Origin of the sequence: Streptomyces fractus, from assembly GCF_049844455.1 — a bacterium.
In the GTDB taxonomy this organism is placed as follows: Bacteria; Actinomycetota; Actinomycetes; order Streptomycetales; family Streptomycetaceae; genus Streptomyces; species Streptomyces fractus.
Window position 1 is genome coordinate 9,007,943 of sequence record NZ_JBMYHI010000002.1, and the last position, 24,159, is coordinate 9,032,101.

Below are 24,159 nucleotides of genomic sequence, written 5' to 3' on the forward strand. Positions count from 1 at the left end.
CGGGAAAGAGGCCCGGACGCCGAGCCGGGTTGGCGGCGCCGCACATTCTTACCCTCCTCCTCACCTGCCCTTACTCCGCTGATGACTGGCGGGCCTACGCTCAGCGGCCGTGACACCTCGCCCTGCCGCCATCGCCGGTCATACCTGCCTGTTCATCGGGCTCGTCGACATCGCGACGGCCGTCTCACCGCACATGCGCGCAAGCCGGATCGAACGCCTCGCGCCCTACGTCCCCGGCCTCACCGAAGACGTGGCACGCGCCGCCGCTCTGGTCTCCGGCGTCCTCCTCGTCCTGCTCGCGCGCGGCCTGCGGCGCCGCAAACGGCGCGCGTGGGAGGCGGCCGTCGCCCTGCTCGCCGTCAGCGCCCTGGTGCAGGCACTGCGCCACCACGCGTTCGTCGCGGCCGCCGTCTCCGCGCTGCTGTGCGCCGCACTCGTATTGCTGCGGGGCGAGTTCCGCGCCCTGAGCGATCCACGCGGGCGCGCCCGCGCCCTGGGGAACCTGCTGCTGCTCGGCACCATCAGCGTCGGCCTCGGCCTGCTCATCGTCGGCGTGCGCGCCGACCACGAGGCAGGTCACGGCATCTCCCTCGTCGACCGGATCAAGCAAGTCGCGTACGGCCTGGTCGGCATGGCGGGCCCGCTCACGTACGACAACGACCGGATCGGCGACGCCGTGAGCATGTCCCTGCTCGCCCTCGGACTGCTCACCGCCTCCACCACGGTCTACCTGGCGCTGCGCCCCGTCCGCCTCGAACCGGGCGACAGCGACGCACGGGTGCGCGCCCTCCTCGCACGCGAGGGGCGACGGGACTCGCTCGGCTACTTCGCGCTCCGCGGCGACAAGGGCGTCCTGTTCTCGGCCACCGGGAAGGCGGCCGTCGCCTACCGCGTCGTCTCCGGAGTCGCGGTCGTCGGCGGCGACCCCCTCGGCGACCCGGAGGCCTGGCCCGGCGCCATCAAGGAGTTCCTCGACCGGTGCGCCCGGCACGCCTGGACGCCCGCCGTCATGGGCTGCAGCGAATTGGGCGCCCAGATCTGGATGCGCGAAGGCGGCCTCAAAGCCCTGGAGCTGGGCGACGAGGCCATCGTCGACTGCGCCGACTTCAGCCTCGCGGGCCGCTCCATGCGCAACGTACGCCAGATGGTCAACCGCATCGAACGCAGCGGCTATTCATGCCGGGTACGCCGCGTGCGCGAGCTCTCCGACGACGAGAAGCAGCAACTGCGGGAGGCCGCCGCGGCCTGGCGGGGCAGCGCCACCGAACGCGGATTCTCCATGGCGCTGGGCCGCTTCGGCGACCGCGCCGACAGCGACTGCGTGGTCGTCACCGCCCACCAGCAAGACGCCGACGGAACCCAACACGTCCGCGCGCTCCTGCACTTCGTGCCCTGGGGTGAGGACGGCCTCTCCCTCGACCTGATGCGCCGCGACCGCACCGCGGAACCCGGCCTCAACGAACTCCTCATCGTCGCCGCGTTGCGTGAAGCACCCGGCCTCGGGATCGCCCGCGTCTCGCTCAACTTCGCCGTGTTCCGGGCAGCGTTGGCGCGCGGCGAGCGGATCGGTGCGGGGCCGGTCCTGAAGGGGTGGCGGGGGCTGCTCGTCTTCCTGTCGCGCTGGTTCCAGATCGAGTCCCTGTACCGCTTCAACGCCAAGTTCCGCCCGCAGTGGCAACCCCGCTTCGTCGTCTACCCGACCGCCCGCGACCTCCCGCGCATCAGCTGGGCATGCCTTCAGGCCGAAGCCTTCGTCGTGCTGCCGAAACCCGCGGAACGCCTACGCCAATGGGCACACCACCGCTCCGCGCAGACCCGCGACGAGCCGAAGGTGCGCAGGGCCTGGACGTAGGGGGAGGGCTGGACGCAGCACCTGTCGTGCGGTTCGGGCGGCCCCAGCCGTGACACCGATGGGGGCTCCCCGGCCGCCGACTGCCGGGGAGCCCCCTCTTGGGACTGCGCCGATCGGACGATGGGTGTTACACGCACCTGACGGTCCCTCACGTCGACCGAAAACCTGGGGACATCCGGGAATCCGGCACGCTAGCGTCGACGGGCATGGCCCCTACACTCGAACGCCCGCCGTTCCAGGCCGACGAGCGCACAGCGCTCATCGGATGGCTCGACCTCCAGCGCCGGATCCTGCGATGGAAGTGCGAAGGACTGAGCGAGGAGGACGCGCGCCGCAGCGTCGTCCCGACATCACCGGCGATGACGATGGCCGGTCTCATCAGCCACATGCGCTGGGTCGAACACACCTGGCTGGAAGTGCTGTTCCTCGGCGGCGACGAGACACGGAACCCGGCCTTCGGCGAATCGGACGACGACCCCGACTGGCGCACCGACGGCGTCCCCCTCGAGCAACTCCTGGTCGACTACGAGTCCCAGTGCGCCCGCAGCGACGAGATCGTGGCCACGGCCTCCCTCGACGACACCGGCCGCCACCCCAAGTACGGCGACGGCGAGCTGGATCTGCGCTGGATGCTCATCCACCTCATCGAGGAAACCGCACGCCACGCAGGCCACGCGGACATCGTGCGGGAGTTGATCGACGGGGCGAAGGGGTACTACTAGCCGGTCCCGCGGTCGTGGACACCCCACGTCACGGTGTGCCCAGCCAGGTCAGCGCGGCGACGGTGAGCGCCTCCACACCCGTGCTGAGGGTCGGCTCGATCTCGGGGGCGAAGTGCGGGGAGTGGTTGGCCGGGAGGTCGTCGAGCTTGCCGGCCTGCAGCGCGGCCAGGACGGTCCCGGTGTCGAGGCCGCCCCAGAACCAGAAGACGGTCGGCACCCCGAGCGCCTCGCCGAACACACCCACGTCCTCGCTGGCGCTGACCGGCGGCATGGGCATGATGCGCTGGTCCCCGAAGTGGCCGACGAACGCGGCCAGCGTGGTCGCGGTGGCGTCCGGGTCGCTGACCAGGGCGGGAACGCTCCCGGTCCAGGCGAGGTCGGGATCGCGGGTGGCACCGCCTGCCACGGCCTCGGCCCGGACGACGCGCTCGGTCGCCGAGCGGAGGAGGGCGCGGGTGGCCGCCGTGGTGGAGCGGATGTTGATGCCCAGCTCGGCGTCGTCGGGAATGATGTTGTCCTTCGTGCCGGCCTGAAGGCGGCCCACCGTGACGACCGCCGTCTCGGCCGGGGGCACCTCGCGGGCGACGACACCTTGCAGCCGGGTGACCACATGGGCGGCCATCAGGACCGGGTCGATGGCGGCCTCCGGGCGCGAGCCGTGCCCGCCGCGACCGTGCAGGGTGACATCGAGGGAGTCCGACGCGGCCATCACCGGGCCGCTGCCGTGACCGATGAACCCGGCGGGCAGCGGCCCCACATGCTGGCCCAGTACGACCTCCGGCACGGGAAAGCGCTCGAACAGCCCGTCGTCGACCATGCCGCGGGCGCCACACCCCAGCTCCTCCGCGGGCTGGAGGACAAGCAGCAGCGTGCCGCGCCACTGATCGCGCGTCCGAGCCAGCAGGGTCGCCGCTCCGATCAGGCACGTCGCGTGCATGTCGTGCCCGCACGCGTGCATCACCGGCACGTCCTTGCCCTCGCGGTCCACCGCGCGGGCGACGCTGGCGTAGGGCAGCCCGGTCTTCTCCTCCACCGGGAGCGCGTCGAAGTCGGCGCGCAGCATGACCACCGGCCCTTCGCCGTTGCGCACCACCCCGACCACCCCGGTCGTGCCGACGCCTTCGACGACCTCGTCGACGCCGACGTCCCGCAGCCGCCGCGCGAGGAGGCCGGCCGACCGCACCTCCTGGAGTGACAGTTCCGGGTGCTCGTGCAGGTCCCGGTAAAGGTCGGCCAGCTCGTCCCGAATCCCGTCGAGCCCTGCGACAACCGCGTGCGCCATGATCCAACCTCTCCACTCCGTATGGTCGGTTCAGTGTCACCCACCGGGGCGGCGAGAGCGGCGCAAGGGCGGCCCGTTCCGCCGCCGCGAGCGCGAGCGCGTCCGACGCCCGGCCGCGGGCCCTGAAGGATGATCGGGCTTCTGGTGCTCGCCGGGAGCGGCGAAATTGGGTGGACCGTTCCGGGCGGGTCGTGCGACGGTCCACGCATGCCGAGCGAGTTCGCGCCACCCGAGTCCGGCTTCGGGCCGGTCGCATCAATTGATTCCACCGACGGGACGCCCCTCGCCTACCGGCGGTTCGGTTCCGGCCCACCGATCGTCATGGTCCACGGCTCCGGCGGTGGACTGCACTCCTGGGAACCGGTGGCCGAACTCCTCGCCGACCGCTACGAGTTGTGGACGCCCGCCCGTCGCGGCTACGCCCCGAGCGGCCCGGGCCGCTCACCCAAGCGCTTCGCCGACGAAGTGGCGGACCTCGAGGCACTCATCACGATGATCGGCCGCCCCGTGCACCTGGCCGGCGTGTCCTACGGCGCCAACGTCGCCCTGCACGCGGCGGCGGCCGACCTTCCGGTTCGCTCGCTGGTGCTGTGGGAGCCGCCGTTGTACGCGGTGGGGGACGAACTGGCGCCCGTACTCGCGGAGTTCCAGGAACTGACCGCGAAGGGCGACCAGCGGTGCGCCGACCGGCTACTGGCCGAGAAGGTGGCCCGCATCCCTGCCGCACTCCTGGACATGATGGACGCCGGCGACCCGGACGACACCGATCCAGACACCGACCCAGACACCGAACCGAATGCCGAACCCGATGAGGCGTCCGGCTGGAGCCGCGACCTCGAATCGTTGATCGCCGATTCGTCGGACGTGGAACGCTGGTCCGATGTCACCGTCCCGACCCTGCTGATGCGGGGCGCCGACACCTGGGAACCGATGCCGTCGACCCTCGACCGACTCGCGACCGCGCTGCCCCAGGTCACGTACCGGACGTTCCCCGGCCAGATGCACTTCGCTCCGTCCCTGGTCCCGGACGCAGTGGCGGCGGAGATCGCCGCCTTCTTGCCACGCGTGTGAAGGGGGGAGCGCCTACGGGGCGACAGCGCGATTGAGGCTTGTCACCTCGTCGAGGCCCACGCCCGCTATTGGTTGGGGACGGACGGGCGTGCGCGCGAGGCCCCGGTGGCCAACAGGATCCCCGCCAATACGGCGGCCGAGGCCGCCGATCCTGCGGCCGTTGCCCGAACGCCCTGCGGCACGTCATCCACCGCTCTGCGCGTTCCGTCGTCCATCACGCACACGGTGCGCAGGGTGAGGAACTGGACGTCATAGTCCACCGCCCCTTTCAACTGCTCCCTGCATGGGTGGTTGTACGGAAACGGTGCCGAGTCCGCCCCGCCGTCCTGAGCCACCGCCACGGTCGACATCAGCCCCATGGCTCCCCATGAGTACGCGGCCGTGGTCGCGGCCGCGCAGGCGAAGGCGGCGGCCGCGACCGGACGGCGCCATCCATGTCCGGACCAGCGCGCGTCGCCTGGCAGGGCGACTCCGAGGCTCCGGAACAGTAGGAACAGGACCAGTACAACGGCAGCGAGAAACACCACCGGTATGAGGAGGATCAAGACGATCCTTTCTCCAGGGCGTCGCGGTCACGATGATCTGCGGCGCCGGGCTCGGCTCGTGCGTCGTGCGTCAGACCTTGCAGAACCCGAGGCCCTTGAGCGCCTCGTTGATCTGCTTGCCCTGGGCCTCTGTTGTCGTTACGTCCTTGTACGTGAAGCGTTGAGAGGCCAGCCGGTCCGGCCGCTTTACGCCCTCGCCGAAGGCGCCGCACTGGTTGCGTGCGGCGTCGATGGCCTTGTCCTCGTACTTCACGACCGCCGGATTGGCGGCCGCGAGCGCACGCAGCAGCGTGGCGCGCTTGGCACCCGTCGGTTCCGGCGGGATGACGAGAGGCTCTCCCGCAGGCTTTCCCTCTTCCACCTTGGCGACGCTCGGTTGGGGCGATACCGGTGTGGCGCTCGACTTGGCCTTGCCCTCGTTGGTGTTGTCGGCGGTGCAGCCGGTGAGCGCGAGGGCCGCGGCGGCGAGGATGCCGACGGCGGTGGTGGTGTAGCGGCGGTTCATGGTTCCCCCCATGACGAAGTGCTGACGGGGCATCATCGCTGATCTGCGGGGGATGTGTGAACTTTTGTGGTTGAGCTGTGCCGTACCGGCTGACCTATCGAAAGGCCCCTTCCTCCTCCGGCAGATACGTCACCTGTGGCCGACGTGTGCGCGGGTGGACGGTGACCTCGGCGGTCACCTCGTAGACCTCGGAGAGGAGTTGTGGGGTGAGTACCTCTTCCGGTGGGCCCGAGGCGATGACCTCGCCCGCGCGGAGGACGTACAGGCGGTCGCAGTAGTGGGCCGCCAGGTTGAGGTCGTGGAGGGCCACCAGGACCGTTGCGGGCAGGCGGCGCAGGGCCGAGAGGATCTCCAACTGGTGGCGGATGTCGAGGTGGTTGGTGGGTTCGTCGAGGACGAGGAGGGATGGTTGCTGGGCCAGGGCGCGGGCGATGAGGACGCGTTGGCGTTCGCCGCCGGAGAGGTGGGCGAAGGGGCGGTGGGCGAGGTCGGCGGCGTCGACAGAGGTGAGTGCCGTCGAGATCAGGGCGGCGTCCTCGGCCGTGTCGCCGGCCAGGAGGCGTTTGTGCGGGGCGCGGCCCATCGCGACGACCTCGCTCACCGTCAGGTCGACGTCCGCCCCCGCGTCCTGCACGACGGCGGCCACCGTCCGGGCCAGCCGGCGCACCGGCAGCGACCACGCGTCGGCGCCGTCCACGCGCACCGTCCCCGCGTCCGGACGCAGCACCCGGTAGACCGCCCGCAGCAACGTGGACTTGCCGCTGCCGTTGGGGCCGACGAGCCCGACCGTCTCGCCGGGACGGGCGGTCAGGGAGACGTCGTCGACGAGCCGTCGCACGCCCGCGGTGAGCGTGAGGTTCTCGACGTGGAGGTCGGCCGCCGTCATCCGACGCCTCCCGCGTACGTGCGCCGGGCGTCCCGGCGCATCAGCCAGAGGAAGAACGGGCCTCCGCACAGCGCCGTCAGCACACCGACCGGGACCTCCATCGGCGCGGCGACCGTCCGCGCTGCGACGTCCGCCCACACGAGGAACACCGCACCGCCGAGCGCGGCCGTCGGCAGCACGCGCCGATGGTCGCCGCCGACGAGCAGACGCACGATGTGCGGCAGCATCAGACCGACGAAACCGATCGGCCCGGCCGCCGCGACCAGCACGCCGGTGACGAGCGAGACAAGCACGAACATGCGCGCACGGAAGCGTGCCACGTCCAGGCCCAACGTCGTGGCGGCCTCCTCGCCCGCGAGCAGCAGGTTCAGGTTCGGCGCCTGCACCATGAGCACGCCGACCCCCAGGAGCAGGGCGAGCCCCGGCAGCCACAGTGAGCTCCAGGACACCCCGCCCAGACCGCCCAACGTCCAGGCGAGGACCGTGCGCGCCTCGTTGCCGCTGTCCGTGGTGAGCAGCAGCAGATTGAGCAGCGCGCTGAGAATCGACGCGACCGCCACACCGGAAAGGATCAGCCGGCCGGACGTGATGCGTCCGCCCGTACGCGCGGTGGCGTAGACGAGCACGAGCGCGCCGAGTGCCCCCGCGAACGCGGCCGCCGACAGCGACATCGCCCCGAACACGCCGATGCCGAACACGATGACCGCGACCGCGCCGAGCGAGGCACCGGAGGAGACACCGAGGAGGTACGGCTCGGCGAGCGGGTTGCGCACCAGGGCCTGGAGCGCGGTGCCGACGACCGCGAGCCCCGCCCCGGTCATCGCGCCCAGCAGCACACGTGGCGCCCGCACGTTCAGCACGATCGTCTCCCGCGCCCGCGACCAGTCCGCGTCCCCCCACCAGTCGGCGCCGAGCGCGTGCGTGACGATGCCCCACACCTCACCGGGCGGCACACGCACCGAGCCGATGGCGAGCCCGGCGGTGAGGGAGACGAGGAGCAGGGCGGTGAGCAGGGTGAGTGTGGCGGTCAGGCGCGCTCCCTGTCCCAGGAGAGCCCCCTGTCCTGGGCGCGCTCCCTGTCCCGGGCGTCGCCGCCGCACGTCCGTCGCTTGCTCGTCGGCCACCACGGGCGCCCTCACTTGAAGCTCTCCGGGTGCAGCCCGCGCGCCAGGCCCTCCACCGCGTACGCGGACCGGACCCCGACCAACGTCGCGGTCAACGGCAGCACCACGAACCGCTCGTGCTTGATGGCCGGGACGTCCGCGAGCGCGGGCTGCGCGAGCAGGTACCGCTTCTTCTGCTCGACGCTCTTGTCGCCCGCGTAGTCGTAGATCGCGATGACCTCCGGCCTGCGGGCGACCACCTGCTCCCAGGAGACGTCGCCGAACACGTCGTCCAGATCGGCGAAGACATTGCGACCGCCCGCCTGGTGGATGAGCTGCGTGCCGAGGCCCTTGCCGCCGGCGGTGAAGGCGGACTTGTCGCCGCTGTCGTACACGAACACGGGGACGGCCGGCTCGCCCCGCACGGCGGCGTTCGCCTCGGCGACCCGTGCGCGCAGGTCGGACACGAGGGCGTCGGCGCGGTCGGAGACCCCGAAGATCTTGCCGATGGCACGTATCTCGGCGTAGGTGTCCCGCATGGTCACGTTCTTCTCGCCGCAGTACTCGCGGTTGAGGTACGTGTCGATGCCCGCGTCGGCGAACGCCTTGCGCGAGCGGCCCTCCTTCTCGTCGAACGCGCTGGAGTAGCCGCCGTAGACGAAGTCGGGTTCGGATTCGAGGACCTTCTCGAACGAGGGTGCTCGCGCGGCCAGTTGGGGAACGGACTCGTAGTCCTTGCGCAGGCTCGGCAGGACGGCGGAGTCGGGGAACGACGTGCCGACCATGCGGTCCTTCAGGCCGAGGGCGAGCATGAGTTCCGCCGGATGCTGATGGATGGTCACCACGCGGGACGGCGGCTTGTCGTACGTCGTCTTGACGCCGCAGTCGTCGATGGTGACAGGGAAGCCCTTTGTGATCGACGACTGCGGGCCGTCGGCGTGCTCGGAGGCCGGCCCGGACGGGCCGCAGCCGGCGGCGAGCACCGTCGTCGTCGACAGCGCGGCGACGACGGCGGCGACGCGCACGACGAGGCGCCGCCGTCGCGCACGGGGTCGTGGCAGGGCATGGGGGAGTGAGAGGGCATGGGGACGGTTCGGACCGTCGTACACGTGAAGCCTCCTGCGGAGTCCGCGCTCCTCGGAATGGGCCCGCGACGGGTCAGTGACCTGACTCCCGGGCAGCGCTGACTCGCGCTGCCCGGTCACAGTGGCGGGACCGTGCCGGATTCGCACCGGCTTCCTGTCTCCCGTCGCGGCGATGACCTGGCGATAGTACGCAGTGAAGGGCAAAAGGCAAAGGCGAGGCAAAGTGGGGTGGCGTTCAGGGGAGTTGGCCACGCGGCCCACGCGGCCCACTCCGCCCCACGCGGCCCGGGCGGCGACGCGATGGCATGATGTCCGTGAACACGGGCGACGGCGGCCCGAGGAAACCGGTGCGAATCCGGTGCGGTACCGCCACTGTGATCGGCGAGCGGATCCCGGAAGAGCCACTGCCCCGCGGGGCGGGAAGGCCGGGACGAGCGCGGACCCGAGAGCCAGGAGACTCACGCCGTCGCCTCCTCGAAGCGATCCGGGGCGGAACTCCCCGGCGAGAGGGAGGATGCGGCATGGCTGAACGCCTCGCCGAAATACTGGCCCCCGTCACCGTCACCGTCACCGTCACGGACCAGGCAGTTCCCCGCCACGTGGTCGTGTGCCGCGCCGACGCGCCGCGACGGGTCAGGACCTCATGAACGAGGTGCCGTCGGAACACGTCACCGAGGCGTTGCACGACGTGGCGTCGCGACTCGGCGGATTCTTCGCCCTCGACACCACCGCGACGCGGCGGCTTCCCGACGCACCGCTCACCCGCGCCGGTCTCGCCGAACGAGCCCGGACGGTCAACGACCGCTACGCGACAGCCGAACCCCGCATCGGCGTCTCCATCGCACACCTGGGACTCGCGGCCCGCCTCTGGTCACCGGTCCTCGCCTGCGCGCTCGTCCACGGGATCGTGCCGACGATGCGCACGGTGGAGTGGTCCGGGGACGGCTCGGCCCTCCGCCTCCCCCGCCCCGAGGGACGACGCGCGGCGGAACTCCCGTCCCTCGCCGAGGCCATCCACGCGGAGGTCGACGGCGTCCTGGAGCGGGTCGAGAACGGCCTCACCGTCAAGGTGGCGCCGCGCCTCCTGGCCGGCAACTCCGCGTCCGCACTCGTCGGATCGGCGGCTCAACTCCTGAGATCCCGGCCCGACTTGCGGACGGAACTCACGCGCCTGACACGGGAGTTGCTGGAGACCGGCCGGTTGCGGGACACGGGCCGGATCACCGGCCCGGATCTGACATTCCGGCGCCGTAGCTGCTGCCTGTTCTACCGGGCCCCCAACGGCGGCATGTGCGGGGACTGCTGTCTGGTGCGCTGACGATGACAAGACACAGCGGCGCCGGGTGGCGCGTGCAGCCGAGAGCTCCTCGCTCTTTCTGATGTGCTGCGTTCCAGCAACCGACGTCCACCGCACGCGAAAGAGAGCCGCGCCTCATGCTGATCACCGCCGCGCAAGTCCTGGCCGGACCTGATCGTCACGCAGTCGCCGACGCGGCCGTCCTCGTACGCGGAGGTGTCATCGCCCGCGTAGGCCCGCGCGCAGAGGTCGAGCGCCAGGCACACCCCGACGAGCCGCGGCTCGACTTCCCTTCCGGGACCGTGCTCCCGGGCCTGATCGACGCCCACGTGCACCTGTGCTTCGACGCGGGACCGGACCCCGTCGCCACGCTCCAGGAGCAGGATGACGAGGCGCTGTTCGCCGCGATGGCCGGTCGGGCGCGGCAGTTGCTCAGCGCCGGTGTCACGACGGCCCGCGACCTCGGCGACCGCAACGGCCTCGCCGTACGGCTCGCCCAGGACATCAAGGAGGGCTCAGCCGTCGGTCCGCGCGTCGTCCCGGCGGCGACGCCCGTCACCCCGCCCGGTGGCCATTGCTGGTTCCTCGGCGGTGAGGTCTCCGGACCCGACGAGGTCCGGCAGCTGGTCCGGCGCAACGCGGAGGGCGGCGCCCAGGTCATCAAGGTCATGGCGACCGGCGGCGGGCTCACCAAGGAGGGTGCCGAGAGCTGGGAATCCCAGTTTTCCGACGAGGAGTTGGCGGCGCTCGTCGACGAGGCGCACCGCGCCGGGCTGCCGGTCGCCGCGCACGCGCACGGCGCGGACGGCATCACCGCGGCGGTCGCGGCGGGCGTCGACACCATCGAGCACTGCACGTGGATGACGGCCGACGGATTCGAGGTCCGCGAGGACGTGCTCGCCCAGATCATCGAGCGGAACATTTACGTGTGCCCCACGGTCGGTCCGCACTGGCGGATGCTGCCGAAGTTCTTCGGCGCCGAGCGCGCCGAGGCCATGTTCGACGCGGTACGTCGGATGGCCGAGGCCGGCGCGCGGCTGATCGCGGGCACCGACGCGGGCGTCCAGCGCGCCGGGTTCGACGGCCTGCCCGCCGGTCTCACGTTCTACGAGCACCTGGGCCTGCCCAACGACCGCGTCCTCGCGATGGCCACGACGGAGGCGGCTCGCGCGCTGGGCCTGGACGAGACGACCGGACAACTCACCCCCGGCTACACCGCGGACGTCCTCGTGGTGGACGGCGACCCGCTCACGGACCTCGGGGCACTGCAGTCCGTGGAGACCGTGATCGCGGCGGGCAGCCGCCACGAACCCGTACGGTAACGCGCCGCCGATGAAGGTGAGTTGGTCAGTTCTCGGGGTCGCACGGGTCGTCGTCCTCCGCCGGCGGCCGGGTGTCCGCCGCCAGGCAGGAGGAGTACACACGCGTAGGCGCCGGCTCCGGTTCCGGTTCCGATGGGGCGACCAGGGCGACGGTCAACCCGGCGGCAGCGAGAACGACAACCAGCACCGCCGATGAGGCGAGCCAGAGCCAGGCGCGGCGGGTCACCACTCACCGCCGAAATGGTCGTGGAGTGCGTCGTCGCAGTCGTCCTCGCCGGGATTCCGGATGCGCGAGAACGCCACCACTCCGCCCTTCTTGCCTTCCCGCTGGTTCTTGGCCAACTGCCCCTCGATGCTCCTGATCAGCTCGGCGCACTGGGCACTGACGGGCTTCTCGGGCGGCGCCTCGGGTTCCGAGGATCTGTTGAGCCCATAGGTGGCAGCGAGGCCGGTCGCGCACAGCACCGCCCACGTGGCGATCCAGGCGCGGCGGCTGTTCGGTATCGGTCTCGGCACCCCGGCATCCTACGAGCGCCGGGGCGGACTCGAAGGGCGTCAGAGGGCGAACTTTTCGATGGCCGCCGGGGTGGCGGGGGTGAAGAAGTTGACGAGGTTGCCGTCGGGGTCGCGGAACAACAGCGACCGGTTGCCCCACGGCATCGTCGTGGGCCCACTGACGAAGTCGGTGACGAAGCCGGTGAGGTTCTGGTGAACGCGGTCCACGTCGTCGACGAGGAACTCGGTGATCACGCTGTGGTTGTCCGCCGGGCGGGCAGAGCCCGGGGCGAACAACGGGACAGTGCGGGTGCCGGCGATCGCCAGCGTGGCACCCCCGGTGCTGAGTTCGGCGAAGTCCTCGGTGGCCCACCTGGCCCGTGCGCCCGTGGCCCGCTCGTAGAACTCGACGAGGCGCGCGACGTCGCCGGTGATGATGCGGATCGAGACGAAGTCCATGGAGATCTCCTTGGCTGTGCTGGAGGCGTGCACGTCGCAGGCTAGGAGAAATAGGGGACAGAATCGGTCCTGTATTCGCGTTAGGGTGCGAACATGCCTCGACCCACTGGCCGCGTGCTGACCCTCCTGGAACTGTTGCAGTCGGGCGGCACCCGGACGGTGGCCGAACTCGCCGACCGGCTCGGCGTCGAAGGCCGCACCGTGCGGCGGTACGTGAACCAGCTGATCGACCTGGACGTGCCCGTGGAATCGGTGCGCGGACGCTACGGCGGGTACCGGCTGGGTCCCGGCTACCGTCTTCCTCCGCTCATGCTCAGCGAGGACGAGGCGCTGGCCGTACTGCTCGGCCTGGTCGCCGGCCGCCGCGCGGGACCGACGACGGCGCAGTACACGGCGAACGAGACGGCCTCGGCGAAGATCCGGCGGGTACTGCCCAAGCACATGGCCCGCCGCCTCGACACATTCCTGGAGGCTCTCGCTTTCACGGACAGGGCCGGCGAGTTCGACACCCCGGACGCCGAGGTCCTGCTCACCCTCGCCGATGCGGTGCGCCACCGGCGACCGGTCTCGATCCGCTACACCGACCGCGTCGGACGCCCCAGCGAACGCACACTGCACGCGTACGGGATCGTCTCCCATGCGGGCCGGTGGTATGTCACGGGCGAGGACGCCCGGATCGGCGAGGAGCGAACCTTCCGGCTCGACCGCATCGTGGACGCGCGGACCCTGCCCGGGTCGTTCGAAGCGCCCGAGGGCCCCGATCCGGCACAGCGCGTGCTGTCGGGGTTCGCCACGGCCGAGTACCGGCACGAGGTGACCTTGCGGGTCCACGGGACCGTTGAGCAGATCCGCGCCCGCCTTCCCGCCAGTGTCGCGAGCTTGGAAGAGCCCGAGCCGCCGGCGGGCCAGGATCCGGCCACCGAGCGCTGGCTGCGTGTCGAGATGCGGGCGGAGCGGCTCGACTGGTTGCCTGCGGTGCTCGCCTCACTTGACCGGCCGTTCGTTGTAGAGCGCCCCGAAGAGCTGCGCAACCTCGTCACCGAGTTCGCCGATCGCCTCACGTCCTACGCCCGCCGAGCCTGACCGAGCTGCTTCCGTCGGGCCCTGCCGTCCTCCGACGATGAACGGGCTACGTAGGTCTTCGACGTCAGCCGTACGGGAGCCCGCGCGCGATTCGAGCCGGACCTTTTCGGCGTTCGGGTGTTGCGTGCGGAGGGATTGGATAGCGTTGCTACCCAATGTGGGATGGCGCACGTTCCGCGGGGCCGGTACCCCGCGGGCGCTACGCGCGGCCGTCGCGAGATCAGGGGGATGCATGGGTGGCGAACCGGTCCACAGCGGTGAGGGAGCCGTGAACGATGGTGGACGGCCGCGGAACGCACGGGCGGATTCCGCGGAAAGTCGCATCAAGCCGCTGAAGCCGGCGGACCCCCCGCGGATCGGACCGTACCGGCTGCTGGGCCGCCTCGGCGCAGGCGGCTTCGGCAAGGTGTACGTCGCCCGCGCCGAGAGCGGGCGCACGGTCGCCGTGAAGGTCGTGCACGACGAGTACGCCGGCGACGAGAACTTCCGGGCCCGCTTCCGCCGCGAGATCGTCGCCGCGAGCCGCGTCGACGATCGTCACACCGCCCCGGTACTCGGCTCCGACCCGGACGCCGAGTGCCCTTGGGTCGCGACCGGTTACGTCGCCGGGCTCTCGCTCGAGCAGGTGGTACGCCTGGCCGGTCCACTGCCCGCCGCCTCGGTGTTCGCGCTCGCGGACGGGATGCTGCGCGCCCTGAAGGACATCCACGCGGCCCGCATCGTGCACCGCGACCTCAAACCGTCGAACGTGATGCTCACCGAGGACGGCGTCCGCGTCATCGACTTCGGCATCGCCCGCGCCGTCGACACCCTCGCCGAGACCCCGCTGACAAGTGCTGGCCTGGTCGTCGGTTCACCCGGCTTCATGGCGCCCGAGCAGATCCTCGACGAAGACTCCGGGCCGCGCAGCGACGTGTTCGCCCTGGGGTGCGTGCTCGCCTACGCGGCGACCGGCCGGCTCCCGTTCGGGCACGGGAAGACGAGCGGGGCCGCCATCTCCTACAGCGTGGTCCATGAAGAGCCGAAACTCGGCGGCGTACAGGACGAGGCGCTGCTCACGCTGATCACGCACTGTCTGACCAAGGACATGAGCGCCCGACCGGACGTCGACGACCTGCTGGCGGAGCCGAACAGGCCACGCCCCACGGCGGGTGAGCAGTATCTGCCGCACGCGGTGAGCTCCCTCCTCGCACGCCGGGCGGCCCAACTCCTCGACCTGGAGCCGAAACCCGAGACCCCCGCACCGGAGAACGTGGACCGGCCGCCCCCACTGCTGCGCCCCGACTCCGCCTCTGCCACGCGGAAACGCGGCGGCAAGGAGGACGAGCCGGGGCGCCCGCACAAACGTTCCCGGCTCGTGGCCTTTGTCGTGGTGCCGGTGGTCGTGGTCGGGGGCGGCACGGCCATGGTCCTGACCCCCGGCTTCGGCGGCATCCCCTGGGCGTCCGCCCCGCACACCAGCCACGCGCCTGCGAAACCGCGGCACGGCTCCCCGGCTCCTTCCCCCAGCCCGTCACCCGCCAAGGGCGAGCGCGCTTCGTCCGACAAGAGCAAGGGCAAGGGCGGGGACGGTGGCGCAGCGGCGGTACCGGACACCGCCGGCACGGCTCGCACCGGCGGGCAGGACTCGGGCGAGGCGTCGGGACGGAGCGGCGCCGGCAGCTCGGGCGGTTCCGGCTCCTCCGGGGGCTCCGCCGGGTCCAGGAACACCGGCGGCTCGTCGTCCAGCGCTGTGCCCTCGGGCTTCGTCGGGGCCTGGGCCGTCAGCGGATACGGCACCAGCTACGGCAACGTGCCGCAGAAACTCACGATCTCCCGAGCGTCCGTGGGCCAGAGCGCGGTGCGCTACCTCTGGGACGTCCCCGGCATGGGCCACTGCGAGTACACGGCACGGCTCGACTCGGTGGGCGCCAACGGGAGCCCCATCTACGTGACATCGGGAACGGTGGACCCCGCCCACTCCGGCAGCTCCTGCAACCCGGTGGCGGCATCCACGTTCACCGTGAAGAACTCCACCTTGACCCGCGTGTACGACTCGTCCAACCCTCAAGGGATCGCGTACGAGCGAGATTAGGTTCCGGACTGGAGGCGTAGTCCCGCCAGCGTCAGGTCCAGCGCGGCGAGAAACTGGTCCCGGTCGTCGTGCCCGGCGAACTCGTCGGCGATCTGCCGCACGAACGGGAACTCCTCGGCGTCGAGGGACCGCCATGTCTCGGCGAAGCGGTCGAGGTACTCGTCCCGGTCCACCCCACCGTCCAGCAGCCGCTCGGGAAGCTCCATCCCCAGATCGGCCGCCGTGCCGACCACCACACCCGTGATCGCCGAAGCGGCGTGGAACCGCTGCCGCGGGGTGAGGTCGAGGCGCAGTGTCTGCCGGCCGATCCTCTCGTACAGCCGCAGCGAGTTGCCCTGGACGTCGGTGTTGCGCATGAAGTACGCGGACAGCCACGGCCGGTCCACGATCGCGTCGAACAAGGTGATGGCCATCGCGCGGAGGTCGGCGATGGGGTCGTCGCTGTCCGGACGCTCCTCCACGACGGCCAGGACCCCGCCGATCGCGTGATCGGTTGCGCGGTCCAGGAGCTCGTCCTTGTTCTGGACGTACCAGTAGATCGTGCCGACGCCCGTGCCGAGCCGGGCGGCGAGGGCGCGGAATGTCAGCGCGGATCCCCCCGCCTCGTCGAGCAGGGCCACGGCCGCGTTGAGCACGGCCTCCATCGAGTGCGAGGCGCGTCGGCGCCCCCGAGGGGTCGACGCGGAGGCGGAGCGGGTCGGCGGGGGTGTCATGACATCCATCCAAGCACAACTTGCCTCCCGATCGAACGTGGTTCTATTGTGGAACCACGTTCGAACATCGAACCATGTTCCATTACCGAATGCCGTTCGATGCTCGACGGTGTTCGCTCCTCAGAAAGGAGGCCGGTCATGACTGCCACCACTGACACCGGGCCCGTTTCCACCCGTACCTACGGATCACTGCGCGCGGCGTGGATCCCGCTGGCCGCGCTCTGCCTGGCCTTCTTCGTCGAGATGGTCGACAACACGCTGCTCTCGATCGCGCTGCCCACCATCGGCCGCGACCTCGGCAGCGGGACGACCGCCCTGCAATGGGTCACCGGCGCCTACTCGCTGACGTTCGGCGGCCTGCTGCTCACGGCGGGCTCCATGGCCGACCGCCTCGGACGCCGCCGCGTCCTGCTGGTCGGTCTCGCCGCCTTCGGCGCGTTGAGCCTGGCCGTCGTCGCCGTCGACTCCACCGGGCAGCTCATCGCGCTGCGGGCCGGACTCGGCGTCGCCGCCGCGGCCATGGCCCCCATCACCAACTCGCTCGTCTTCCGCCTGTTCGACGACCAGGCGCTGCGGATGCGCGCGATGACCCTGATGATCGTCGTCGGCATGTCCGGGTTCATCCTCGGCCCACTGCTCGGCGGCACCGCGCTGGCCCACGTGAGCTGGCAGTGGCTCCTGCTGATCAACGCGCCGATCGCGCTGATCGCGGCCATCGGCGTGCGGCTCGGCGTCGCGCCCGACCGGCGCGAGGACCTCACCGACGACAAGCTCGACCTGCCGGGCGCCATCCTGAGCGTGCTGACCATCGGCCTGGCCTGCTACGCGCTGACCAGCGGCGTCGAGCACGGCTGGCTCTCGGCGGCCACGCTCGCCTCGGTCCTGGGCGCCGTGGCCGCGGGCCTCGCGTTCGTGTGGCACGAGCACCGCAGCAAGGCCCCCATGCTGGATCTGAAGATCTTCTCGAACGGCACCGTGCGCGGCGCCGTCCTCGCCCAGATCGGCACGTCCATCGCGATGGCCGGCGTGATGTTCGGGCTGATCCTCCACTTCCAGTACGCCTACGGGTGGAGCCCCGTGCGGGCCGGCCTGGCGAACCTGCCGCTCATCGTGACCATGATCGTGGCGACCCCTCTCTCGGAGTGGCTCGCCAAGAGGTTCGGCCACCGCGTCGCCTGCCTCGTCGGCGCGGCCTGCCTGGCCGTGGCGCTGGCCGGCCTCGCCTGGGGCGTCGACCACGGGTACGCCGTCATCGCGGTCTGCATGGTCGTGATGACCATCGGGCTGCGCACGGTCATGACCATCTGCGCCATCGCCCTGGTCGAGGCGATGCCGGCCAACCGCACCTCGATCGGCACCGCGCTCAACGACACCGCCCAGGAGGTCGGAACCAGCGTCGGCACCGCCGTCGTCGGCACCCTGATCGCCGCACTGGTCACCACCCAGCTGCCCGCGGGCGTCTGGAGCAGCGACCTGGTGCAGTCCTTCTTCCACGGCGAGCGCATCACCTACGCCGTGCTCGCCGTGCTCGTCGGCCTGATCGCGGCGGGCGGTGCGCTCACCCTCACCAACTCGCACTCCACCGAAGAGCCGGCCTGACGGGCGGGCGCCGACCCTTGTCGGATCGGCGCCGCGGAGCCTGGGATCGTCCACCAGGTAGACGGCCTACGACTCCGTGATCGCGACCAGAGCCTCCGTGAAGGGCGCGGGATCGACGTCTTCCCGTACGGCGAGTTGTTGGCTGTATCCCTGGCAGAGGGCGACGAACGCCTCGGCGACCCGGGCCGCGTGCGCAGGTTTGTGGCCGGGAAGCAAGGCTGCGACCGCCGCGCGCAGTTCCTCGAGTTGACGGTGGACGAGCGCGGCCAGGCTCGGCGAGACGGCGGCCTCGGCGTAGATCTGCGCGACCAGCCGGGCGTGGCCCTCCTCGCGCGCCAGCGTGCGGATGTGCTCGAGGAAGTTCTGGATGGACGCGGAGGTCAGGTCCGCGGGGAACGCCTGGCTCGACTGTTCGCAGATCGCGGCGACGATCTCGTCCTTGCTCTTGAAATACCGGTAGATCGCGCCGGTGGAGAGCCCGGAGGCCTTGACGATGTCCGGCATGGACGTCCGCGCGAAGCCGTGCGCGGCGAAGCGGGCGCGGGCGGCGTCGATGATCTGCTGGCGGCGGGCGTCGAGATGGGCCTGGCTGACCTTCGGCATAAGAGAATGACCATTCGTTTTACGTGTTAGTGTCGTCGACCGTACCGCAGAATGCGAGGAGGCTCCCATGCGCTACCAGACGTTCGGACGACACAGCGGCCTGCGGGTGTCGGAGTTTGTCCTGGGCACGGCCAACTTCGGCTCGGCCCCGACCGCGGCCGGCCGGGAGGGGGCCGGGAAGATCTTCGAGTCGTTCGTGGCGGCCGGCGGCACCACCTTCGACGTCTCGAACATCTACCAGAACGGTGAGGCCGAGACCGTCCTCGGTGAACTGCTGGGCCGCGAGCGCGACGACTACGTCGTGATCACCAAATACAGCGGAACCAGGAGCGCCCAGGTCCGCCCCGGCACCACGGGCAACAGCCGCAAGACCATGATCCGGTCCCTGGAGGAGAGCCTGCGGCGACTCGGGACCGACTACGTCGATGTCTTCATGCCGCACCTCCCCGACGGCGTGACGCCGCTGCCGGAGATCCTGGCCGCCTTCGAGGACCTGATCCGGGCGGGCAAGATCCGTCACGGCGGACTGTCGAACTTCCCGGCCTGGCGGGTGGCGGGCGCCGCCGTCCGGTCGGAGCTGAGCGGACGCGTGCCGCTGGTCGGCATCCAGACCGAGTACAGTCTGGCCGAACGCTCCGCGGAGCGCGAACTCCTCCCGATGGCCGAGGCGCACGGTCTTGGCGTCGTCCTCTACTCCCCGCTGGCCGGCGGCCTGTTGACGGGGAAGTACCGGCACGGCGAGCGGGGTCGGCTCAGCGCGCGGGCCGCGGCCGACGGGACGGCAGGCGAGGACGGTGCCCAGCGCACCGCCGCGCTCGACGCCGTCCTCGCCGTGGCCGAGGAGCTGGGCACCGGCCCGGTCCAGGTCGCACTGGCCTGGCTGCGGCAGCGCGCGGCGCGCGCCCACACCTCGCTGATCCCCATCGTGGGACCCCGCACCCCGGCCCACCTGGCGGGCTACCTCGACGCCCTGAACGTCGAACTCGCCCCGCACCACTACCAGAAGCTGGACGAGGTCAGCGCGATCCGGCTCGGCGCCCCGCACGAGTCCGTGGCCGCCGCACTGTCCCACGGCATCGACGGCGACCGCAGCCTCCTCGACGCCCCACTGGTCCCGGTGGCCTGAAACGTCGGCCGGTCGGCCACGGGTTCCGGATCCGCGACTGCCGTCACCTCAGGCGGTCCCTCGCACCACCAGAACGGACGGCTTCACAGCCCGTTGCCGTTCCGGAGGCGCTGGAGGAACGGTGGGACACGTGCGGTCAGGGCGAGAACTCGATGCGGCGGTCCGCGTATTGAGCGGATGCGTGACGAGGCCGACCTGCACGAGACGCCGGCCGTCAGCGCGACCCGCTTCAGCGCAGGTCGAGCAGCATCACGTCATGGAGGGCCACGGCCGCCTGGCCTCCGGGCCGGGCCTGGCCGATTTTGCGGTAGCCCCACGAACGGTAGGCGGTCGGTGCCGCCCCGCTCGCAGGGTGGACGTTCAGGAGTACCCGCTCGGCGTCGATGCCGTCGAGCAGCGTCGTGTGCAGACGCCGTGCGAAACCGCGCCCGCGCCATGTGCCGCGCACCGCGAGTTCCATGAGCCCGAAGGTGCGCCGGCCGTCCTCGCGCCGCATGTCCTCGGGCACGGGCACGGTCAGTTCGTCCCACCACACCGTGTCGGGTCCGAGGAGGTGGCCGTACCCCATGCCGACCGGCTCGCCGTCCCCGGTCCGGGCCAGGACGGCACGGAAGCCGCGTTTGCCGGCCTGCGCGGGGAAGCGGCGGAAGGCGGCGTCGACGTCGTCCTCGGACTCGTCGTACGGGGGACCGGCGAACGCCTCGGCGTAGATCAGCTTGAAGGCGCTCGCGGCCTGCACCGCCGCTTCCCCGTCCATGCGCTCCAGTGCGAAGGACGCGAGGGACTCGTGTGGTTCCGTCTGCTTCGTCTGCTTCATGTGTTTCCCTCTTCGACGGTCAGAAGCACTCGACATGTGACTCACCGTGCAGTGGACCGGCACTCCTTACAGCACCGGTGCTGTTCTGCCGGCGGCAGAACAGCGGCCCGATCGGGCTCGACGATCACTACAGTCCCGTCTCATGACGGTGATTACCACGCGCACGGTCGAATACCCGGCCGACGGTCTGACGATGATCGGGCACCTCGCGCTCCCGGACGGTGCAGGACGCCGGCCCGCGGTGCTGCTCGGGCCCGAGGGGACGGGGCTCAGCGACGTCGAGCGTCGCCGGGCCGACGCGCTCGCCGAGTTGGGATACGTAGCGCTGGCCTTCGACCTTCACGGTGGGCGTTATTTGAGTGATCCCGAGGAGATGCTGGCCCGTTGCATGCCGCTGCTCGCCGACCCCGACCGGATGCGGGGCATCGGCCACGCGGCGCTCGACGTGTTGCGCGCCGAACCGCGTACCGACCACGACCGGATCGCCGCCGTCGGCTACGGCACCGGGGGCGCCATCGGGCTGGAACTCGGGCGCGACGGCGTCGACCTGCGCGCGATCGGGACCGTCAACGCACTGACCACGGGCCGACCGGGCGAGGCGGCGCGCATCCGCTGCCCGGTGTGGGCCGGCGTCGGATCGGAGGACCCGATCATGTCGCCCGCGCAACGGGACGCGTTCGCCGCCGAGATGCAGGCCGCGGACGTCGACTGGCGCCTCGTCGTCTACGGCGGCGCCTTGCACGCCTTCCACCACCCGCCGGTCGACCATCCCGTGCGCCCCGGCGTCGGCTTCCACCCACGGCACGCACAGCGCGCCTGGCGCGATGTCGTCGACCTGCTCGCCGAGTGCCTGCCGGTGGCGGAGTGATCTGGTGGGTCCGATCTGACGCCGGGGCCGGGCCGTTCGAGGTTCGGGCGACTGTGACCATTCGGTGAGGGCGGCATAACGGTTCGGGCAGGTGCGCGACCGTCGGCGGTGCAGTGTCGTTTTCCCGGTATGAGCAACCCCGTGCGGGCCGGGGAACCGGCCGAGTTGACCGATCCGTACTGGCTCGATTCGCCCGTGCTCGGGCACGGGCCGGCGATCTGTGAGTGTGACGTCTCCACGCCGTCGTGGAACCGGGCGGCGACCCTGCGCCTCGTTCTCGTCGGGCTGGCGAGCGGGCTGATCGTCGTGGGGCTCGCGCTGGCGCTGATGCAGTAGCCGGGGCAGGTGGTCCTGGACGACGTGATCCGCGGGACGCCCGCCGTGGCCAGATTCTTTCACCCCGTGGCCGTCTGGCCACTGACGCCGTACGAGGGTGGGAGCGCACGCTCGAGGACATGAACATCCTCTGGGTCTTCGCCCACCCCGAACAGCGCTCCCTCAACGGCTCCCTGATGACCGACGCGCTCGACGCCCTCGACGGGCTCGGGCACGCGTACCAGGTGTCCGACCTGTACGCGATGAAGTGGAAGGCCGTCGTCGACGCCGACGACTTCGGCGGCGGGCCACCCGGCGGTGAGCGGCTGTTCGTCGGCGCCGAGCAGGAACGCGCGTACCGGGCGGGCGGGTTGAGCGCCGACATCCGGGCCGAGATCGACAAGCTGGCCTGGGCCGATGTGCTCGTCCTGCACTTCCCGCTGTGGTGGTTCGGGCCCCCGGCGATCCTCAAGGGCTGGTTCGACCGGGTCCTGGTGCAGGGGCTCGGGTTCGGCGTGAAGGCGCCGGACGGGCACACCCGCCGGTACGGCGACGGCGGCCTGGCCGGCAAGCGGGCCCTGGTCGTCACCTCGGTGGGGGCGAGGCCCTCCGGGTTCGGGCCGCGCGGGATCCACGGGCACGTGGACGAGGTGCTGTTCCCGTTGCTGCACGGCACGTTCTGGTACACGGGGATGGCGCCGCTCCGGCCGTTCGTCGCGTACGGCGCGGACCGGCACGACGCGGCGGACTACGCCCGTACGTCCGCCGCCCTGCGGGACCGGCTGCGCACTCTGGCCGACGAGGAACCGCTGGCGTACCGGTCCGAGGCGGGCGGTGACTACGACGAGGAACTCGTCCTGCGCCCCGAACTCGCGCCGGGCCGCGAGGGGCTGGGGGTTCACCAGCGGTGAGCACGCCGAGCCGTGCGGTGACGCTCACGCGTGCCGGGAGTGTCAGCCCGGTCCGCCGCCGTAGCTGATCTCGTTGCCGTCCGGATCCCGGTAGATCATCTTGGTCACGCCACCGTCGAACGTCTCGCGCTTCGCGGGCTCCAGGCCGCGCCCGGCGATCTCGGCGACGCGGGTGTCGAGGTCGTCGACGAACGACAGCACCAGGGCGTTCCCGGCACGTTCGGGGTCCTCCACGATGTAGACGTAGCGGTGCTCGGCCACCTCCCACACCGCCTCGATGTCGTTCGGCAGGAACGACGGTTTCCCGCCGAAGAACTGCTCGTACCAGGGCAGGGCCGCGGCGTAGTCGGTGACAGGGATGCCGGCGAAGAGGTCCAGGGGCATGGCGTTCTCCGTGTGGGTCGAGTGGGGTCGAGTGGGGTCGAGTTCGAGGTGTCGCAGTACTGCCGCCTGTCCGTCCATCGTCAGTCCGTCCATCGTCAGTACGTCCATCGTCAGTACGTCCATCCATCCGTCCGTACCTATTGACCGTCGCGGCGGCGAGAAGTCATCGCGACGGCGCGGGACACCCCGCCCGGTCTACGTCGCCGGCGCCCCCGGACCCCGCGTCGCCCCACCCACCCGCCGCGTCAACTCCCGCGCCGTCTGCGCCACATGCCCCGCGATCCGCCCCTGCTCCGCCTCGTCGACCGTGTCGTCGGGGAACGTCACCGCGATCCCGGCGATCGGGTGGGCGTGGTGGTCGAGGACGGGCGCGGCCACCGAGGACAGGCCAGGGGTGACCTCGCCCTCCTCCGTCGCGTAGCCGCGGCGTCGCGCCTGGGCGAGCAGGGTGCGCAGTGCGGTCAGCGTCGCGGGGCCCGCCCCGTGCCGCTGCACGAACGCCGAACGGTCGGGGAACAGTGCCCGCACCTGCGCGGGCGGCAGTAGAGCGAGCACCGCCCGGCCGCTCGCCGTCAGATGGGCGGGGAGCCGGACGCCGACCTCGCTGATCAGCGGCGGACGGCCGGGGGCACGCTCCTCGATGACGTAGATGACCTCCCGGCCGTGCAGCACGGCGAGGTTCGCGTTGTGCCCGGTGCGGTCCACGAGCGCGGCGAGCGGGGCCCGGGCCAGACGCTGGAACGGGGCCTGGCGCTCGTAGCCCGACGCGAGTTCGAAGGCGCTGACCCCGAGTCCGTAGCGCCGCTCCTCCGGCAGGTGGACCACGAAGCCGTCCGCCGCCAGGGTGTCGAGCAGGTGGTACGTCGTCGAGCGCGGCAGCCCCACGTCGCGGCTGATGGCGGCCGCGGGGACGGGAGCCGCCTGGCGGGCCAGATAGCGCAGGACGGCCAGGACCTGGGCGGCGGCCGGGACGATGCTCATGCGGCGAGGGTAGACCAGTGATGTCGCAAACCATCTGTCTGGGATCCCAGATGAAGTGTCT

At 71.2% G+C, this 24,159-nt stretch carries 26 protein-coding genes and 2 riboswitches; of the genes, 13 read left to right on the top strand and 13 right to left on the bottom strand.

Going from position 1 to position 24,159, the window contains the following annotated elements:
• The first annotated feature begins 109 nt into the window (after positions 1-109).
• Together ACP4E5_RS43060 and ACP4E5_RS43065 are read left to right on the top strand one after the other, a co-directional pair.
• Positions 110-1,852 (top strand): phosphatidylglycerol lysyltransferase domain-containing protein, encoded by a 1,743-nt coding sequence (locus ACP4E5_RS43060; protein WP_425839705.1) that lies wholly within the window; start codon positions 110-112, stop codon positions 1,850-1,852.
• Positions 1,853-2,058: 206 nt separating this feature from the next.
• A complete protein-coding gene (locus ACP4E5_RS43065) occupies positions 2,059-2,574 on the top strand; it encodes a DinB family protein (RefSeq protein ID WP_425839708.1) in 516 nt (171 codons plus the stop codon).
• Between the two features lie 28 nt (positions 2,575-2,602).
• Here ACP4E5_RS43065 and ACP4E5_RS43070 read toward each other — a convergent pair whose 3' ends face one another.
• On the bottom strand, positions 2,603-3,856 hold the full coding sequence (locus ACP4E5_RS43070; protein WP_425839710.1) for an amidohydrolase: 1,254 nt from the start codon (positions 3,854-3,856) through the stop codon (positions 2,603-2,605).
• 207 nt (positions 3,857-4,063) lie between these two features.
• Between ACP4E5_RS43070 and ACP4E5_RS43075 the strand changes: the two genes are divergently transcribed.
• Entirely contained in the window at positions 4,064-4,927 is an 864-nt protein-coding gene (locus tag ACP4E5_RS43075) for an alpha/beta fold hydrolase (protein ID WP_425839713.1), read from the top strand.
• A gap of 65 nt (positions 4,928-4,992) precedes the next feature.
• On the opposite strand, the gene ACP4E5_RS43080 is transcribed toward ACP4E5_RS43075, so the two are convergent.
• From ACP4E5_RS43080 to ACP4E5_RS43100, 5 genes are all read right to left on the bottom strand, one after another.
• Positions 4,993-5,472, bottom strand: coding sequence for a hypothetical protein (locus tag ACP4E5_RS43080; protein ID WP_425839715.1), 480 nt, complete (start codon positions 5,470-5,472; stop codon positions 4,993-4,995).
• Positions 5,473-5,542: 70 nt separating this feature from the next.
• A complete protein-coding gene (locus tag ACP4E5_RS43085; RefSeq protein ID WP_425839717.1) occupies positions 5,543-5,977 on the bottom strand; it encodes a hypothetical protein in 435 nt (144 codons plus the stop codon).
• Between the two features lie 94 nt (positions 5,978-6,071).
• Positions 6,072-6,863 (bottom strand): ABC transporter ATP-binding protein, encoded by a 792-nt coding sequence (locus ACP4E5_RS43090; RefSeq protein WP_425839720.1) that lies wholly within the window; start codon positions 6,861-6,863, stop codon positions 6,072-6,074.
• On the bottom strand, positions 6,860-7,912 hold the full coding sequence (locus ACP4E5_RS43095; RefSeq protein ID WP_425842113.1) for a FecCD family ABC transporter permease: 1,053 nt from the start codon (positions 7,910-7,912) through the stop codon (positions 6,860-6,862). Before ACP4E5_RS43095 ends, ACP4E5_RS43090 begins: the two co-directional genes overlap by 4 nt.
• A gap of 86 nt (positions 7,913-7,998) precedes the next feature.
• Positions 7,999-9,075: an ABC transporter substrate-binding protein gene (locus tag ACP4E5_RS43100; protein WP_425839723.1), complete on the bottom strand. Its 1,077-nt coding sequence runs from the start codon at positions 9,073-9,075 to the stop codon at positions 7,999-8,001.
• Between the two features lie 30 nt (positions 9,076-9,105).
• Positions 9,106-9,247, bottom strand: a riboswitch (cobalamin riboswitch).
• Between the two features lie 141 nt (positions 9,248-9,388).
• A riboswitch (cobalamin riboswitch) is annotated at positions 9,389-9,511 on the top strand.
• Between the two features lie 61 nt (positions 9,512-9,572).
• Between ACP4E5_RS43100 and ACP4E5_RS43105 the strand changes: the two genes are divergently transcribed.
• The 3 genes from ACP4E5_RS43105 (at position 9,573) to ACP4E5_RS43115 (ending at position 11,670) form a co-directional block, all read left to right on the top strand.
• Positions 9,573-9,698 carry a hypothetical protein gene (locus tag ACP4E5_RS43105; RefSeq protein WP_425839726.1) on the top strand — a complete coding sequence of 42 codons (126 nt, stop codon included), beginning with the start codon at positions 9,573-9,575 and terminating at the stop codon, positions 9,696-9,698.
• Entirely contained in the window at positions 9,695-10,369 is a 675-nt protein-coding gene (locus ACP4E5_RS43110) for a (2Fe-2S)-binding protein (RefSeq protein ID WP_425839728.1), read from the top strand. Before ACP4E5_RS43105 ends, ACP4E5_RS43110 begins: the two co-directional genes overlap by 4 nt.
• A gap of 116 nt (positions 10,370-10,485) precedes the next feature.
• The gene (locus ACP4E5_RS43115; protein WP_425839731.1) at positions 10,486-11,670 is read left to right on the top strand and encodes an amidohydrolase family protein; all 1,185 of its coding nucleotides are present in this window, start codon (positions 10,486-10,488) and stop codon (positions 11,668-11,670) included.
• 222 nt (positions 11,671-11,892) lie between these two features.
• Here the strand turns inward: ACP4E5_RS43115 and ACP4E5_RS43120 are convergent, their stop codons facing one another.
• Both ACP4E5_RS43120 and ACP4E5_RS43125 read right to left on the bottom strand, forming a co-directional pair.
• A complete protein-coding gene (locus ACP4E5_RS43120) occupies positions 11,893-12,186 on the bottom strand; it encodes a hypothetical protein (RefSeq protein WP_425839734.1) in 294 nt (97 codons plus the stop codon).
• A 39-nt stretch (positions 12,187-12,225) separates the two neighbouring features.
• A complete protein-coding gene (locus ACP4E5_RS43125) occupies positions 12,226-12,624 on the bottom strand; it encodes a VOC family protein (protein WP_425839737.1) in 399 nt (132 codons plus the stop codon).
• A 93-nt stretch (positions 12,625-12,717) separates the two neighbouring features.
• Here ACP4E5_RS43125 and ACP4E5_RS43130 point away from each other — a divergent pair, with 93 nt between their 5' ends.
• A complete protein-coding gene (locus ACP4E5_RS43130) occupies positions 12,718-13,707 on the top strand; it encodes a helix-turn-helix transcriptional regulator (protein ID WP_425839740.1) in 990 nt (329 codons plus the stop codon).
• 232 nt (positions 13,708-13,939) lie between these two features.
• Entirely contained in the window at positions 13,940-15,781 is a 1,842-nt protein-coding gene (locus ACP4E5_RS43135) for a serine/threonine-protein kinase (RefSeq protein WP_425839743.1), read from the top strand.
• On the opposite strand, the gene ACP4E5_RS43140 is transcribed toward ACP4E5_RS43135, so the two are convergent.
• Positions 15,778-16,425 carry a TetR/AcrR family transcriptional regulator gene (locus ACP4E5_RS43140; RefSeq protein ID WP_425842115.1) on the bottom strand — a complete coding sequence of 216 codons (648 nt, stop codon included), beginning with the start codon at positions 16,423-16,425 and terminating at the stop codon, positions 15,778-15,780. The genes ACP4E5_RS43135 and ACP4E5_RS43140 overlap by 4 nt on opposite strands.
• A 207-nt stretch (positions 16,426-16,632) precedes the next feature.
• On the opposite strand from ACP4E5_RS43140, the gene ACP4E5_RS43145 reads away from it, so the two are divergent.
• Positions 16,633-18,093, top strand: a complete 1,461-nt coding sequence (locus tag ACP4E5_RS43145) for an MFS transporter (protein WP_425839746.1) — start codon at positions 16,633-16,635, stop codon at positions 18,091-18,093.
• 66 nt (positions 18,094-18,159) lie between these two features.
• Here the strand turns inward: ACP4E5_RS43145 and ACP4E5_RS43150 are convergent, their stop codons facing one another.
• Positions 18,160-18,696, bottom strand: coding sequence for a TetR/AcrR family transcriptional regulator (locus ACP4E5_RS43150; RefSeq protein ID WP_425839749.1), 537 nt, complete (start codon positions 18,694-18,696; stop codon positions 18,160-18,162).
• Between the two features lie 67 nt (positions 18,697-18,763).
• Between ACP4E5_RS43150 and ACP4E5_RS43155 the strand changes: the two genes are divergently transcribed.
• Positions 18,764-19,822 (top strand): aldo/keto reductase, encoded by a 1,059-nt coding sequence (locus ACP4E5_RS43155; RefSeq protein WP_425839752.1) that lies wholly within the window; start codon positions 18,764-18,766, stop codon positions 19,820-19,822.
• A gap of 229 nt (positions 19,823-20,051) precedes the next feature.
• On the opposite strand, the gene ACP4E5_RS43160 is transcribed toward ACP4E5_RS43155, so the two are convergent.
• The gene (locus ACP4E5_RS43160) at positions 20,052-20,639 is read right to left on the bottom strand and encodes a GNAT family N-acetyltransferase (RefSeq protein ID WP_425839755.1); all 588 of its coding nucleotides are present in this window, start codon (positions 20,637-20,639) and stop codon (positions 20,052-20,054) included.
• Between the two features lie 142 nt (positions 20,640-20,781).
• Between ACP4E5_RS43160 and ACP4E5_RS43165 the strand changes: the two genes are divergently transcribed.
• From ACP4E5_RS43165 to ACP4E5_RS43175, 3 genes are all read left to right on the top strand, one after another.
• Entirely contained in the window at positions 20,782-21,507 is a 726-nt protein-coding gene (locus tag ACP4E5_RS43165) for a dienelactone hydrolase family protein (protein ID WP_425839758.1), read from the top strand.
• A gap of 129 nt (positions 21,508-21,636) precedes the next feature.
• On the top strand, positions 21,637-21,843 hold the full coding sequence (locus ACP4E5_RS43170; protein WP_425839761.1) for a hypothetical protein: 207 nt from the start codon (positions 21,637-21,639) through the stop codon (positions 21,841-21,843).
• Between the two features lie 119 nt (positions 21,844-21,962).
• Positions 21,963-22,733, top strand: a complete 771-nt coding sequence (locus tag ACP4E5_RS43175; protein WP_425839764.1) for an NAD(P)H-dependent oxidoreductase — start codon at positions 21,963-21,965, stop codon at positions 22,731-22,733.
• 42 nt (positions 22,734-22,775) lie between these two features.
• Here ACP4E5_RS43175 and ACP4E5_RS43180 read toward each other — a convergent pair whose 3' ends face one another.
• Both ACP4E5_RS43180 and ACP4E5_RS43185 read right to left on the bottom strand, forming a co-directional pair.
• Positions 22,776-23,240 carry a VOC family protein gene (locus ACP4E5_RS43180; protein ID WP_425839767.1) on the bottom strand — a complete coding sequence of 155 codons (465 nt, stop codon included), beginning with the start codon at positions 23,238-23,240 and terminating at the stop codon, positions 22,776-22,778.
• A 72-nt stretch (positions 23,241-23,312) separates the two neighbouring features.
• Complete coding sequence (locus ACP4E5_RS43185) at positions 23,313-24,098, bottom strand: IclR family transcriptional regulator (protein WP_425839770.1); 786 nt, start codon at positions 24,096-24,098, stop codon at positions 23,313-23,315.
• Positions 24,099-24,159: the final 61 nt, after the last annotated feature.

Coding starts and splice junctions, on each gene's coding strand:
- ACP4E5_RS43180 (WP_425839767.1), bottom strand. CDS start 23,240: ATGGACGTACTGACGATGGACGTACTGACGATGGACGGACTGACGATG.
- ACP4E5_RS43070 (WP_425839710.1), bottom strand. CDS start 3,856: ATGGCGCACGCGGTTGTCGCAGGGCTCGACGGGATTCGGGACGAGCTG.
- ACP4E5_RS43090 (WP_425839720.1), bottom strand. CDS start 6,863: ATGACGGCGGCCGACCTCCACGTCGAGAACCTCACGCTCACCGCGGGC.
- ACP4E5_RS43110 (WP_425839728.1), top strand. CDS start 9,695: ATGAACGAGGTGCCGTCGGAACACGTCACCGAGGCGTTGCACGACGTG.
- ACP4E5_RS43170 (WP_425839761.1), top strand. CDS start 21,637: ATGAGCAACCCCGTGCGGGCCGGGGAACCGGCCGAGTTGACCGATCCG.
- ACP4E5_RS43130 (WP_425839740.1), top strand. CDS start 12,718: ATGCCTCGACCCACTGGCCGCGTGCTGACCCTCCTGGAACTGTTGCAG.
- ACP4E5_RS43185 (WP_425839770.1), bottom strand. CDS start 24,098: ATGAGCATCGTCCCGGCCGCCGCCCAGGTCCTGGCCGTCCTGCGCTAT.
- ACP4E5_RS43175 (WP_425839764.1), top strand. CDS start 21,963: ATGAACATCCTCTGGGTCTTCGCCCACCCCGAACAGCGCTCCCTCAAC.
- ACP4E5_RS43105 (WP_425839726.1), top strand. CDS start 9,573: ATGGCTGAACGCCTCGCCGAAATACTGGCCCCCGTCACCGTCACCGTC.
- ACP4E5_RS43145 (WP_425839746.1), top strand. CDS start 16,633: ATGACTGCCACCACTGACACCGGGCCCGTTTCCACCCGTACCTACGGA.
- ACP4E5_RS43075 (WP_425839713.1), top strand. CDS start 4,064: ATGCCGAGCGAGTTCGCGCCACCCGAGTCCGGCTTCGGGCCGGTCGCA.
- ACP4E5_RS43125 (WP_425839737.1), bottom strand. CDS start 12,624: ATGGACTTCGTCTCGATCCGCATCATCACCGGCGACGTCGCGCGCCTC.
- ACP4E5_RS43150 (WP_425839749.1), bottom strand. CDS start 18,696: ATGCCGAAGGTCAGCCAGGCCCATCTCGACGCCCGCCGCCAGCAGATC.
- ACP4E5_RS43160 (WP_425839755.1), bottom strand. CDS start 20,639: ATGAAGCAGACGAAGCAGACGGAACCACACGAGTCCCTCGCGTCCTTC.
- ACP4E5_RS43155 (WP_425839752.1), top strand. CDS start 18,764: ATGCGCTACCAGACGTTCGGACGACACAGCGGCCTGCGGGTGTCGGAG.
- ACP4E5_RS43165 (WP_425839758.1), top strand. CDS start 20,782: ATGACGGTGATTACCACGCGCACGGTCGAATACCCGGCCGACGGTCTG.
- ACP4E5_RS43140 (WP_425842115.1), bottom strand. CDS start 16,425: ATGGAGGCCGTGCTCAACGCGGCCGTGGCCCTGCTCGACGAGGCGGGG.
- ACP4E5_RS43135 (WP_425839743.1), top strand. CDS start 13,940: ATGGGTGGCGAACCGGTCCACAGCGGTGAGGGAGCCGTGAACGATGGT.
- ACP4E5_RS43065 (WP_425839708.1), top strand. CDS start 2,059: ATGGCCCCTACACTCGAACGCCCGCCGTTCCAGGCCGACGAGCGCACA.
- ACP4E5_RS43085 (WP_425839717.1), bottom strand. CDS start 5,977: ATGAACCGCCGCTACACCACCACCGCCGTCGGCATCCTCGCCGCCGCG.
- ACP4E5_RS43115 (WP_425839731.1), top strand. CDS start 10,486: ATGCTGATCACCGCCGCGCAAGTCCTGGCCGGACCTGATCGTCACGCA.